The organism is Ruegeria sp. CDSB136, from assembly GCF_059610965.1.
Genome location: NZ_JBXWOP010000007.1, coordinates 17,016 through 30,021 on the forward strand (window position 1 = coordinate 17,016; position 13,006 = coordinate 30,021).

Here is a 13,006-nt window from a genome sequence, read left to right on the forward strand (position 1 = left end):
CAAGGTGACACGGACGGATAACCCGTCCCTTGCGCCTCCTAGGTTCGAGAGGCTTCAAACGCCACCCACGCTTTTTCAAAGGCGTTGAAATCGAACCCAGATTGACGCGCGGGCACCAGGATCAGCTTCTCAGTTTCAAGTAACTTGATGATCGCCTGCTCAAGCACGTCCACCACCTCGGGCGGAACCACCAATGCGCCATGCCGGTCTGCATGCACAAGGTCCCCGTCCCTGATTGAAAGTCCGAAGATCGACACCTGCGTTCCAACCTCTTTCACGTGCACGAAACCGTGGCTTGGCCCGACCGAGCCCGCCACAACCGGAAACCCGTCGGGCAAATCGCCGAGGTCGCGCATAACCCCGTTGGTTAATGCGCCACTGATGCCAAAACCCTTGTGGATCGTGGTGTTGATCTCACCCCAATAGGCGCCGATGCAATGCGGGTAATCCGTATCCTCGACCACGGTCACGACCGGACCGGTCCCCGAAGCCATGTGCCGGTAGTAGTCCATCCGGCGCTTTCGGATCACCTCCGGAGCCTCGGTCGGCGGGTTCACGGCGGCAATCTTCGCGGTGCGTGCATATCCCACCATCGCGCCCGCACCGGGATCAGAGCACAACATCGTGCCCCGGGTGAAATCATTGAACCCACGTTTGCCCTGCGCCACTTCGATGGCGTTGCAAACCGTGGGGGTATCGACCTTTTTCAGCAGGTCCAGCAGGGACTTCTTCATATCGCCTCCAGCCAGCGGGTCAGAGCCGCCGTGGTTTGTTGCGGTTGTTCCAAAGTCGGCAGGTGACCAGCCCGTTCGATAACCTCGAGCCGGCTCTGCGGCATCAGCGCGTGCATCATTTCGTGCCGCGATACCGGACATAAGGCATCGTCGCGCCCACACAGAACAAGGGCTTCACCGTGGAAGTTTTGCAGCGTTTCGCTTTGGTCTGGCCGATCTCGCAACGCTTTGGATTGATTGACAAAGACATCGGGACCAAGACCCTCTGCCATATCCATGCAAAGGTTCAGAATTGCAGCTTTGTCCGGGCCATCGGTCAGATAATTGGGTTTCATCTCGTCCGCCATCACGATGCGCAGGTCTCCTCGTTCGACAGCGGCTATCTGCGGACCGCGCCTGGCTTTGACCTCATCCGTTTCGGCCAAATGGTTGGTGTCCATCAGCGCCAGGCCCACCACACGGTCCGGTGCCTGCCGCAGGATTTCCATAGCCACGATACCGCCCATTGAGAGCCCTGCCACAGTAAACCGTTGCGGCGCGCAGGCCAGCACGTCTTTGGCAAGAGCCGCCATCGTGTCACGGCCCCCGATTGGCGCAGTCAGAATTGGAACCCTGCCCGACAAAGCCGCGATTTGGGCGCTGAAAAGTCGCGCGTCACACATCATTCCGGGCAACAGAACAAGCGGTGTCATTTGACCAATGCGGCCCCTTCGGCAAGCGCGCCCAGCTTGGCATAGGCTATGTCCGGGTCGACCGCACCGAAGCCGGCAAAAGTGCCAAAGCCGCAATCCGATCCCGCAATCACCCGGTCGCCCCCTACGATATCCGCAAAGCGTTCAACCCGCTGCGCGATCAGTTCGGGATGTTCGACAAAGTTCGTCGTGGTGTCGACGACGCCCGGCACCAGAATCTTGTCGGCTGGAATTTCGGCTTTGCGGTCACGAAACACGGTCCATTCGTGGGCATGGCGCGGGTTCGAGGTTTCGAACAGCACATAGCGCGACTTTGTCGACATCAGTGTCGAAAACACCTTGTCCATGCCGATATCGCAGCAATGCGGACCTTCGTAATTGCCCCAGCAAATGTGAACACGCACCTTGTCGGCCGGCACATCTTGCAACGCGTGGTTCAGCGCCTCGACATGCATGTTGGCGATTTTCAGGAACTCATCGTCGGACAGACCGGTGAACAGCATATGCCGCGACAGCGCAAGATCGGGGCAATCCAGTTGCAGATCAAGACCGGCACCAACTATGGTTTCGTATTCCGCCTTCATCGCGTCGGCCAGCGCTGCCAGATAGGCCTCGCGCGTTGGGTAAAAGTCGTTTTGCAGGAACAGGGATATCACCCCGGGGCTGGCCGCGTTCATGAAGCCGCGCGCCACCCCGTGTTCGGCCATCGCCGCCTTGAGATTGGCAATATCCTTCTGCAACTCATCCTGGCCTTTTGAACGCACCTCGCCCACACACATGGGCCGGGCATATTGCGGGGTTCCGCCGTCATTCGCCAGCCGCTGCAGAAAGCCCGGAAACATCTTGAGGTCCGCTGGCGCGTTGCGCGGGCTGTCACCGGCAAAGCCGGTGTAGCGGTCCTTGACATAGGTGGCGTACGAGATTTTCGAGGTTTCACCGTCCGATACGATATCAATCCCGGCCGCCGCCTGTTTGCGCACGGTATCGGACACGGCTGCGGTCATGCAGGTGTCAAATTCGGTCTGATCGAACGGCTCCTCCCGCTCGCGTGCGAAGATGAAGTCCACGACCTCCTGACTACGCGGCAGGCTTCCCACGTGGGTGGTCAATATGCGGGTCATTTGTTCATCTCCCTTCGAAACTCCGTCCCGCGCCGGGACGGATGCCCGACGCAGGTTCTATTTGGCGCGCCCCAACCGGAAGGGGAACGCGCGCTGGCACCATTAAGCACCCGTCCAGGTCGCCCCGGCCGGATCATCGGTTGCAGTGATCCGGTACAGGCCCGCTTCGCCGGTCATCGAAGGCTCGGCGCTGTAGCTTTCGCCAGGCAAGGCCAAGGCAGTGTCGCCGTTCGACAGGGTGGTCTCAACATCGTTGATCCGGATGCGCCAGTGACCGCTTGCGGGCATCAATACGACCGGTTTTTCAGCCACGACCGCCTCGGTCACGGCCGAGCCGCGTGTCAGAAAATCAACCTCGAACCCGGGCTTGTCCTTGATCAGACCCTTTTCGCCGATCACAACCGCCGGCTTGTGCGCCGCCAGTGCCATCAGGTCCCAGTAGCGGGCGACATACTTGCCGATCACCGCGTCGACGGGAACCTCGGGGTACGCTTTCAGTTCTTCTTCGGTCAGCAGCGGCATAGGCTGGACGTTGTGCGGCAGGTCCTCGCCCTTCTTGCGGTCGTACAGAACACCGTTATTGCCCAGCATCAAACCGTGTGCCTGCGCGTCCTCGATCACCTGCGGTGCCCAGGTCACGCCGCCACCGGCATCGTCGCCACCCAGCATCGACATGATCATCCCATAGTCCTGGCCCACATTCTCGAAGCCGCGGAAGATGCCCGTCGGGATGTTGAAGATGTCACCTTCCTCGGCGATGAATTCGCCTGCAGTGCCATAACGGCCCCAGAAGAACCGCCACCGGCCTTTGGCAACAAAGAAAACCTCGGCCGTGGTGTGACTGTGCAACGAGTTGCGGCATTTCGGGGGCTGCCCAGCCGCGCCGATGTTGAACCCGATCTTGTCGGTTATGTGGACGTGCTGGTCCGGGCTTTCGCTGACCCCGCCGCCGATGATGGTAAAGTTCTCTTTCTGGTCCGAGCCCGGCGTATGGGCGTCGATGAACGGGGTTTTACAGGGTTTCAGCTCGCCATAGCGGACAATGCGGCTTTCGATGGTACTCATATCTTTGTTCCTTTTGCGGTGGGTTTGATCGGATCAAACCGTTCCACCCGGCGGGCGATTGTTCAGCCGCCGGGCGCGCAGGCTGGCGCGGTGGGCGTGGTAACGCCGCATCGCCTGCCCGGCATCCAGATTTGAGATACGGCACGGCATGCTAGAGATCGCCGGTTTTCAAAAGGATCTGTTTCCAGATCGATGTTTCGTCAAAAAGGGTGTATTCCCTGCGCAGACCCCAGGGGCCGAACTCGGCCTGGCTGATACCCAGAACAAAGACCTCGGCCCCGGTTGGAACGCCAAAGACACCCCAGCCGTCGTGCTTACCGTGCAGCGTCCAGCGGATCGCGGCGCGCGGCGGCATCATCGGATCGTCGCGGCCAATCTGATGGTGAATCTTGAATTCTGCATTCGGGAACGAGGCGCGCAGGCCCATCCAGAACCGGTCCACCGGACCCCAGCTATGTCCTGTGGTGCCGCCGGGATATTCCGACAGGACGGCGCGGTCATACTCTGCTTCGATCACACCCATGTCGGCATTCATGATACGGTTCAGGATATCAGCATATTTCTGACCCCACTCGTTGTCATTTCCACGCCCTTTGTAAGGGCCGGGCTTGTCGTTTGAGGGCGTGTAGGGTTGCACGCAGGCGTCTGGCCCACCTTCACGGGCGATCAGGTCTCGGGCGTATTCCTTGGGATCCCAGCCCATCTGCTGGACAATCGCGCTCTGGTCGCGGATCAGCCATTCGTCGTTGATCTGGTTGTTGATGGCGTGGCAATCGGCAAGAATTCGGTAAACCAGCTTTTTCCCGGTCGCTTTACCGTAAACGCCATCGCCCAGATGGGTCGCCGTTGACAGCAACCGGTGCGAGGACAGCATCCCTTCTTCCGGGGTTCCGGACCAGATCACATCCTCGCCCAGAAGCGTACGGTCGGGAAACTCGGCAAGGGTGGCCATCGTGGCCGCGATAACACCCTGATTGCCAACCACGACCGATCCCGGCGAGCGTACCACGATGTCCGGCGCGTAATAGTGATGCAGCGTGGCTATGCCGCGATCCTCCCAAATCTCCTTGGTGATGCCAATGATGTAATCGGGAAAGTCTTTGAATTTGGGATCAAACCCCTTCATGTCTTCCATCCTTCAGGTATGCGGGCCGAGCCGCGAACAATAAGAGGTCCGTCAATCTCGACCCGGCGCGGACTGACATCAGGATCTTCGATTTTGCTGAGCAGAATATCGACGGTCTCAGCGACCATGCGGTTGGCGGGTTGGCGAATGGTGGTCAGGTTGTACGCCGGCCATGACGCCACGGCGACATCGTCATATCCGATGACCGAAACGTCGCCCGGAACATTCAAACCCAACTCGAACCGCAGCGTGTCCATCACGGAAATGGCCATGTGATCGTTGGCGACAAACACCGCATCAGGCGCATCGGAGTTGAACATCTTAAGCGTCGCTTGCCGGGCTTCTTCGGCCACAAAATTCCCGACTTCGCGGGCGTGCAGCGTGACCCCAGCCTCCTTCAAGGCCGCCACGAACCCTGCTTCGCGATCCCTCTGGGTCGAAGCACCTTCCCATCCGGCGATGTAACCAATCTTTTGGTGCCCGCCGGCCAACAGGAACTCGGCGGCCTTTCGTCCTCCGGCCACGTTGTCGGACGTAACTGACGACATGGCAGTATCGTCTTGCGCCCGATTGAAAAGCACCATCGGTACGCCTGCGGTTCGGCAGCGGTCGGACAGATCCGACGACAGTGCAACCGAGGCCGCGATGATCCCGTCGACCTGAAAGTCGAGTATTTCCTCGACCACGTTGTCGATATTTCCAGCCTGATGCGAGGCCATGAAAATCAGCACGTGGTACCCACGCTCCTGCAGCGTGTTTGTCAGTTTTTCAAGCGCTTCGGGGTAGAACTGATTGTTCAGATAGGCGACAACAAGCCCGATGATCCGGCTTTTCCCAGACACCACGGCGCGGGCCAGAACGTTCGGGCGATACCCCAGTTCCTTGGCGGCCTTGCGCACCTTTTCCACGGTTTTCTTTGATGCCGATGCACCAGGGGTGAAAACCCGGCTGACCGCAGACTGGCTGACCCCTGCGAGGCGGGCGACTTCCAGTGATGTAACCTTGTGTGTCGCCATCAGTCCGCCGTCCAACCCCCGTCAACCATCAGCGCCGTGCCGGTCACCAAGGCCGATGCATCCGACGCCAGGTAGACCACCGCCCCCATAATGTCCTCAATCTCACCCGGGCGGCCCAGCTTGATCTTGTCCAGAATCCAGGTTCGTTTGTCCGGATCGTCGAACGTGGACCTGGTCAGGTCGGTCAGTATGAATGTGGGGCAGATGGTGTTAACGCGGATTTTTGCGGCCCCGAACTCCAGTGCCATCGCCTTGGAAAACCCCTCGACCGCGAATTTCGACGCGCAGTACACGGCGCGTTCGCGGCCCCCGACATGACCCATCTGGCTTGAGATGTTGATCAGCGAACCGGGGCGGCCGGCTTCTAACAACCCTTTGGCAACGGCTTGGGTCAGGAAATAGGCCCCTTTGACATTAACGCCCATGACGGCGTCAAAATCATCCGGTTGCGTGTCCACAGCCTTGCTGTGGCGGGCAAGGCCCGCCGAGTTCAGCAAAATGTCGAAAGGTCCGTTTTGCGCCACGGCCGCTGCAGTGGCTGCAACGTCCGAGACGTCCAGCTCAAGTGTCTTGGCTGCCCATCCGCGCGCTGACATCTCATTCGCGATGTCTTGCAACGCGCCAACGCGGCGCGCTGCTAATGTGACCTCAGCACCATGTTCCGCAAGGGCTACAGCGCAGGCCATGCCGATGCCAGATGAGGCGCCGGCGACCAGAGCGCGCTTGCCGCTCAGACTGAAACTTGGGGTGCTGGGGAATTGGGGCATATCAGACCTCGCCGACCGGGAACGGAATTGTGCCCGGAACACGTGCCTTGTTGAACTCGCGCAGGCGGGCAAAGACATCTACGCCCAGTTGGCGGTAGGCGTCCAGCAGATCGACCATCACCCAGTTTTCTCGGATCAGGCCATCCTCGAGCCGCCAGAAATCAAGGCTGCGCATGGTGATACGTTTGCCGGACGGCGCAATTCCCATCCAGCCATCATGCGTGACGGTCTGGATCATGTCCGGCCAACCGGTCACGGCGGCATAATCACCATCGCCAAAGAAGTGGTAGGTGATTTCATCGACGTATTTGCCGCGGTCGGGCATACCGTTCAGAAAGGGGATCTGGTGCCAGTTGCGGAAACCCGCGATGCCGCGCCCGGTTCCAATCCCGGCGGGGCCGTACCAGTTCATGCGCGGATGCCAGAACTTCTCCATCTCCATCACTTCGGGTCCACCCTGGCTGGGGTGTTTTTTCAGATGGTCCAACATGTCGACGATATGGGCGCATGAGGTGTTTGACTTCGCTTCATCCCACGGACCTGGCACCATCCCGTCCAGCGTCGCTGGGCCGGGAATACAGAACTCCAGCCCCAGTGACGGAACCATCGGCCAGGCCTTGGCCTGCATCATCACTTCGGGGATGTCCCAGAGCGTCTGGATTTCCACAACCTTGTCGCCTTCGAAGCGGTAGAATTCGTGGAACCGCATATGGGTCAGATGCCCCGTCGGCGGGATGTCCAGCCAGGGGGCGACGAAGGTACCAACGTAGTGGCCGCCACAGCCGACCCAATCATTGCCCTGTTCGGTCCCGCCACCCATGACGATCCAGTCACGACGCTCCAGATCGGGCATGGATCTCAGCAGCGGCGCATAACAGGTGTCATAGAGTTCCTGCGGTCCGGTTAGGTCACCAAACGGGTGCGGCATGTGAACGATGGCATTCGGCGCGATCACCGCACCCAATGCCGCGCGAACGCCGGTTTCATCGAAGTTGTACATGGCCTCGCGCAGAGGCGCGATCAGGGCCTTGTGGGTAGAGTGTTTGTCCATTGCGAAATCTCGCATTGCTTCTACTGCTTGCTTCAGAAATTCCGTGACGCCCGAGCCAACCCCGGGCGCTGGTTTGACAGCGATTTCCGCCGCGCCTTTCAGGAGGCCTCGGCAGTCTCGCGATACACAGCACCCTCGCCATATGGCACGTTGACGCCGCCAAAACGGCGGACGCGGACGTTGCACTGTTCGGCGTGGCCGACAAAACCTTCCAGCATGCAAAGCCGCGAACCGTATTCGCCGACCATTGTTGCGGCCTCGTCCGTCAGAACCTTCTGATAGCTGTGGGTTTTCAGAAACTTGCCCACCCATAAGCCACCGGTATATCGACCCGCTTTTTTGGTCGGCAGCGTGTGGTTGGTGCCGATTACCTTGTCGCCATTGGCCACGTTGGTGCGTGGCCCGAGGAACAGCGCGCCGTAGCAGGTCATGTTTTCCAGGAACCAGTCATCGCGGTCGGTCATGACCTGAACATGCTCGGACGCGATGTCATCAGCCACTTGCAGCATCTCGTCATAGGTATCGCAGAGGATGACCTCACCATATTCCTCCCAACTGACCTTGGCGGTACAAGCGGTGGGCAGGATGCCGAGGATACGGTCGATCTCGCTCAGCGTGTCTTCGGCCAGCTTGCGCGAGTTGGTGACCAGAACGCAGGGGCTGTTATAGCCATGCTCGGCCTGCCCCAGCAGATCGGTGGCGCAAAGCTCGGCATCGGCTGCGGTTTCATCGGCGATGACCATCGTCTCGGTCGGACCCGCGAAAAGATCGATGCCGACGCGGCCAAACAGCTGGCGCTTGGCTTCGGCAACAAAGGCATTGCCGGGTCCAACCAGCATGTGAACCGGATCGATGGTTTCCGTACCAATCGCCATAGCGCCAATCGCCTGAATGCCGCCCATGACATAAATCTCATGCGCACCGCCCAGATGCATCGCCGCGATTACGGCCGCGTTCGGCTTACCCTGAAATGGCGGCGTGCAGGCGATGATCCGGGGAACACCCGCAACCTTTGCCGTTGCTACCGACATATGCGCCGAAGCGACCATCGGGAACTTGCCACCGGGCACGTAGCAGCCCACAGACTGCACCGGGATATTCTTGTGCCCCAGAATCACGCCGGGCAGGGTTTCAATCTCGATATCCAGCATCGAGTCGCGCTGCGCCTGTGCGAAATTCACCACTTGCTTCTGGGCGAATTTGATATCGGCCAGTTCACGCTCGGACAAAGACGCAATCAGTTCGTCGATCTGTTGCTGGCTCAGGCGAAAGCTATCGGGCGAGTAGCTGTCGAATTTCTCCGACAACTCGCGAACCGCGGTATCGCCTCGGGTTTCGATGTCCTTCAGCGTTGCCTCGACAACGGCGCGGGTTTTGGCATCGTCGTCGGCCCGGTCAGCCTCGGGTTTGCCGCGTTTCAGGTGTTCAATTGCCATTGTCCTAATCCTCAGTTTTCGGGCCGGGGCGGAACCTTCTCTCCCCGGTCAAATGCTTCCCAGCCTTCGCCATTGAACAGATCAACGCCCAGCTGCGCGGCAACGTGGGCAAAATCGACATTCACCCAATTGTCGACGATCTTGCCGTCAACGACTTTCCAGAAGTCCATGTAGCGGATCTCGACCCGCTTGCCGGTGGGAGCGATGCCCAGAAACTCGCCCGAATGTGTCGCCTCCTGCCGGCCAAAGGCTGCGGCCCACTCGCCCATATACAGCCGGGCCTCGTCGATGCAGGTCTTGTCGGAAAACGCCGCCTGAAACGGGCGCTGCCAGTTTTCCTGAAATTCCTTCAACCCGGTCTTGGTGCCGCAGCCCTGGTTGCCCAGCCAACGGAACCCTTCCGCGAAAAACTCGCCGATATCGTCGATGCGATGGTCGTTCAAACCGTCGACCATACCCTCGATCACGGCCCGGGTTTGTTCGGTTTTGCTCATGTCCGTGTCGCGTGTCAGCACGGCCTGTTCAGGGCGGGAACCCTTCATGTCTCTATTCCTTATCTGGTTGCCAAGAGGTTTTCTGTGTGGACGGGGAGGGTTAGTCGGCCGTCAGAAAATCCCTTGGCATCCGGTTGAGCGCCGGGTGGCGCGCAATGGCGTTATGTCTTGCAGATGCACTCATCAGCCCTTGACCGCCCCTGCTGTCAGACCGCTGACGATCTGACGCTGGAAGAACAGGATCAGGACGAACAACGGGGCAGTGGCCGAAACCACGGCTGCGACGGCATACATGACCTTGCCTTCAACCTGCGTGGTGCCCATGAAGCTGTTGATGGCGGGAATGATGGTCTCGTTCTCTTCACTCAGCAGCATTACGGCCACGGTAAAGTCGTTATAGGCCAGCAGGAAACTGAACAGGCCTGTGGTGATCACGCCGGGCCACATGACCGGGACAATAACATGCCGGAAGGCCTGAAACCGGGTGCAGCCATCAACCATGGCGCTTTCGTCCATGTCCTTGGGAATGTTCTTGAAGAACGAGTGCAGCATCCACAGGGTAAAGGGCTGGTTGATCGCCACAAGCACGATGATGGTGGTCGGCAGGATGCCCCAGACATTCCACTCGAAGAACCACAGCAGGTAACCCGAGACCAGCGTCATATGCGGCATCGCGCGAAACACCAGCGCTGCCATCAGGATCCAGAACGCATAGCGGAAACCGGACCGCGCCAACGCATATCCCCCCAGCGTTCCGAAGGTCAGCGAGATCAGCACGGTGAAGAAGACCACAATGCCGGTGTTCTTGAAGTTGAACCAGAAATCTTCCAGAACCCACGCCCCATGATAGCCAGCACCGGTAAAGGCGCTGCCGGTTTGCTCAATCGTGTTGGCGCCAGTCAGGGCGTTCATCCAGTTGGCCTTGGACAAGAAGTCGGCCTGTACCTTGAAGCTGCCCCAGAAGGTCCAGAAGAACGGGAAGGCAGCGATCAGCAGCCAGAGGGCCACGAAACCGTAAGAGAACAGCTTTAGCGGGGTCATGCGGGATTGTGCTTTGGTCGCCATGTCGTGTCCTCAGTGAGATTTACGGGTAAAGTCGCGCCAGGTGCGAACAAGCACCGGTGACATCAGGATGACCGCAAGGATGATAGTTATCAGCGAAGTCGCACCTGCTGAGGCATAGAGCGGATTGCCGCTTTCGCGCAGATCATTGTAGATGATCCAGCTGAGCGACTGTGCGTGGGCCTCGGCTTTGAAGCTGACGATCGGCTCAAAAACGCGGAAGTTATCCATGATCAGCATGAGCGTCACAAACGAAACCAGCGGCATCAGGTGTGGAACGATCACATGGATCAAGCGCTGCCACTTCGTCGCGCCATCGATCTGTGCCGCTTCCATCGTATCATCGGGGACGGTTTGCAAACCCGCGTAGAAGGTGATGAAACTGAACGGCAGGGTATGCCACACGCCGTAAACCATCAGCATGGTCCATGTCAGCGCCGTCGACGCCTTCAGACTGAGTGTCGGATCATTGAATATGCGTTGAATGGTGGCGCCGATTACACCATCACCATCGACCATCCAGAACAGAATCAGCGAGCCGACAAGCGGTGTAACAAGAAACGGCAGAAGCGAAATGAAGATCGCAACCCCTTTGAGCGCGCGGGGCAGATTGTTGACGCCTACGGCAATGGCCAGCCCAAGGGCCAACACCAACGGCGTGACAATAAAGGTATAGGCCAGGGTGAATGTCAGGGCGCTGTAGAACGGCAGGTTATACACCTTAGCCCAAAAATCACCCAGGCTTTCAGAGCTTGCCCACGCTTCTCCGATCTCGGCAAAAGCCAGGTGTGAACGGTTGATATATGTGCCCAGACCGTTGAACCGCCCAAGGGGTTGTTCTGCGCGCAGCTTTGCAGTGGCCTCGGTGTCGACCGTGGTGGTCGGGGTACACCCAAATGGCCCGCAGCTTTCGGAAACCAGCAGAACCTGCTCATGCTCGACAAAGAGCGATTGGACGAAAACCGAGACGATCGGCAGAGCGATGAACAGGATCATCGCGGAAAGCGTGGGCAGAATGAACCAGAAAAAGGTGCGGTGCTTCATGGCGTACGTCCCAGTCTTTAGTCCGGAAAAAGATGAGGGGGGCAGATTGCGCCCCCTCAAGTCGGGGAGTGTTACTTGAGAAAGCCGGCTTCTTTGGCCGACGTCCGGTAGGCGGCTTCAACATCCGCCAACGCCTGTTCAGCGCTTTCGTCACCCTTCAGAAAATCCGCCAGCTCCGCACCAAGTGCCGCATGCAGAAGGCCTATTTGCGGGATCATCGGATAGGGTTTCGCACCACCGCTAACGGTCTCTGCAACCCCTGCTGCAGCCGGTCCGGGCTGGAAGCCGTCAATCAGCCAGACGGCATCATCGTTGTTTGCTGCAACCATTTCCGGGGTCAGGGCGCTGATCAGTGCAGCAAAGGATGCCTCGGCCTCTTCATCCGACACGTTGGATGCGATCGTTATACCGTCCCACCACAGCGTGGCAGATGGGATCGATCCGCCGCCAACGGTTGGTGCAGCCGACAAAACAGTATTCGAGGTCACCTCTTCGGTGGACCCTTCATCATCCAGAATTGGCGCGCCGCGCGAACCCCACATGACGGCCAGAGCCGCCTGACCAGATTCCCAGAGGCCCTGCGTTTCGTTTGACGCGTGGGTCAGGTGGTCGGGGTGGGCGTATTCCGCCAGAGCCTTCATGACTTCCAGTGCGGCCACGCCTTTTTCGTTGTTGATCGACGGCTCGGCCGACCCCGGTACAAAGAACTCACCGCCATGACCGAGATAGATCATGTTGAACACCTCGGCCAGGTTCCATCCGGTCTGAAGGTTCATTGCGATCGGATGTTCCATAATACCGGCAGCACGGATTTTCTCAGCGGCTTCAAGAACCTCTTCATAGGTGGCCGGGATGCCGTCGAAACCAGCTTGTTCCAGGATATCCTTGCGCGAGAACAGGTGCTGCGAGTTCGCCATGAAGGCCACAGCCATGACATTGCCATCGATGGTGATCAGCAGGTTCGGCGGGATGCTGTCTTTGTATTTTTCGACCAGATCGTTCAGCGGCCGCACCAGACCGTCGTTCATCAGCTGGGTCAAAGTCGAGTTGGCCAGGATCACCGATGTATATTCCGACGGGTTCGGGGTCAGAGCGGCGTTCATGATCGAGCGCGCTTCGGTGGTGTGGTTGGTGTTGAATTCAGCCGCGGCCCCACCACAATTGGCTTCGGCGGCTCCCGCGACGGCGTGGATCGCCGGAAAGTCACTGGCCAGAATGCGGATCGATTGCCCCTCGGGGCCGCAATTGGCGGCATAAGCTGCCGAGCTCATCAGGCCCACAAAGGCGGTTGCTGTAGCGATTTTTCTTAGGAACATTTCTGTCTCCCTGTTGTTTTGAGAATTTGAGCGCGAGGCCCGTTCGCGCATGAAGTTTTGTTGCCGGGGTTCGCCCCGATCA

Annotated in this window: 13 protein-coding genes; all 13 read right to left on the reverse strand. The window is 59.0% G+C overall.

What is annotated here, in order from left to right:
* Positions 1–38: 38 nt before the first annotated feature.
* The 13 genes from AC2FIR_RS09130 to AC2FIR_RS09190 all read right to left on the reverse strand — a co-directional run bounded on the left by AC2FIR_RS09130 (position 39) and on the right by AC2FIR_RS09190 (position 12,924).
* On the reverse strand, positions 39–734 hold the full coding sequence (locus AC2FIR_RS09130; protein ID WP_170682677.1) for an RraA family protein: 696 nt from the start codon (positions 732–734) through the stop codon (positions 39–41).
* The gene (locus tag AC2FIR_RS09135) at positions 731–1,426 is read right to left on the reverse strand and encodes an alpha/beta fold hydrolase (RefSeq protein ID WP_496745806.1); all 696 of its coding nucleotides are present in this window, start codon (positions 1,424–1,426) and stop codon (positions 731–733) included. The genes AC2FIR_RS09130 and AC2FIR_RS09135 overlap by 4 nt, the downstream gene beginning before the upstream one ends.
* A complete protein-coding gene (locus AC2FIR_RS09140) occupies positions 1,423–2,547 on the reverse strand; it encodes a cobalamin-independent methionine synthase II family protein (protein WP_480812741.1) in 1,125 nt (374 codons plus the stop codon). The genes AC2FIR_RS09135 and AC2FIR_RS09140 overlap by 4 nt, the downstream gene beginning before the upstream one ends.
* 102 nt (positions 2,548–2,649) lie before the next feature.
* Positions 2,650–3,612 carry a cupin domain-containing protein gene (locus AC2FIR_RS09145; protein ID WP_496762189.1) on the reverse strand — a complete coding sequence of 321 codons (963 nt, stop codon included), beginning with the start codon at positions 3,610–3,612 and terminating at the stop codon, positions 2,650–2,652.
* 151 nt (positions 3,613–3,763) lie between these two features.
* Positions 3,764–4,738 (reverse strand): nuclear transport factor 2 family protein, encoded by a 975-nt coding sequence (locus tag AC2FIR_RS09150; RefSeq protein WP_170817124.1) that lies wholly within the window; start codon positions 4,736–4,738, stop codon positions 3,764–3,766.
* Positions 4,735–5,754, reverse strand: coding sequence for a LacI family DNA-binding transcriptional regulator (locus AC2FIR_RS09155; RefSeq protein ID WP_170817123.1), 1,020 nt, complete (start codon positions 5,752–5,754; stop codon positions 4,735–4,737). The genes AC2FIR_RS09150 and AC2FIR_RS09155 overlap by 4 nt, the downstream gene beginning before the upstream one ends.
* The gene (locus AC2FIR_RS09160; protein WP_496745809.1) at positions 5,754–6,521 is read right to left on the reverse strand and encodes an SDR family NAD(P)-dependent oxidoreductase; all 768 of its coding nucleotides are present in this window, start codon (positions 6,519–6,521) and stop codon (positions 5,754–5,756) included. Before AC2FIR_RS09160 ends, AC2FIR_RS09155 begins: the two co-directional genes overlap by 1 nt.
* Before the next feature lies 1 nt (position 6,522).
* The gene (locus tag AC2FIR_RS09165) at positions 6,523–7,572 is read right to left on the reverse strand and encodes an ester cyclase (RefSeq protein WP_170463823.1); all 1,050 of its coding nucleotides are present in this window, start codon (positions 7,570–7,572) and stop codon (positions 6,523–6,525) included.
* A 98-nt stretch (positions 7,573–7,670) separates the two neighbouring features.
* Positions 7,671–9,008, reverse strand: coding sequence for a histidinol dehydrogenase (gene hisD / locus AC2FIR_RS09170; protein ID WP_496762191.1), 1,338 nt, complete (start codon positions 9,006–9,008; stop codon positions 7,671–7,673).
* 11 nt (positions 9,009–9,019) lie between these two features.
* The gene (locus tag AC2FIR_RS09175) at positions 9,020–9,550 is read right to left on the reverse strand and encodes an ester cyclase (protein ID WP_170682669.1); all 531 of its coding nucleotides are present in this window, start codon (positions 9,548–9,550) and stop codon (positions 9,020–9,022) included.
* Between the two features lie 135 nt (positions 9,551–9,685).
* A complete protein-coding gene (locus tag AC2FIR_RS09180; RefSeq protein ID WP_170463829.1) occupies positions 9,686–10,567 on the reverse strand; it encodes a carbohydrate ABC transporter permease in 882 nt (293 codons plus the stop codon).
* Positions 10,568–10,576: 9 nt separating this feature from the next.
* Positions 10,577–11,608: a carbohydrate ABC transporter permease gene (locus tag AC2FIR_RS09185; protein ID WP_170611510.1), complete on the reverse strand. Its 1,032-nt coding sequence runs from the start codon at positions 11,606–11,608 to the stop codon at positions 10,577–10,579.
* A gap of 71 nt (positions 11,609–11,679) precedes the next feature.
* Positions 11,680–12,924 carry an ABC transporter substrate-binding protein gene (locus AC2FIR_RS09190; RefSeq protein ID WP_480812745.1) on the reverse strand — a complete coding sequence of 415 codons (1,245 nt, stop codon included), beginning with the start codon at positions 12,922–12,924 and terminating at the stop codon, positions 11,680–11,682.
* Positions 12,925–13,006 lie beyond the last annotated feature (82 nt).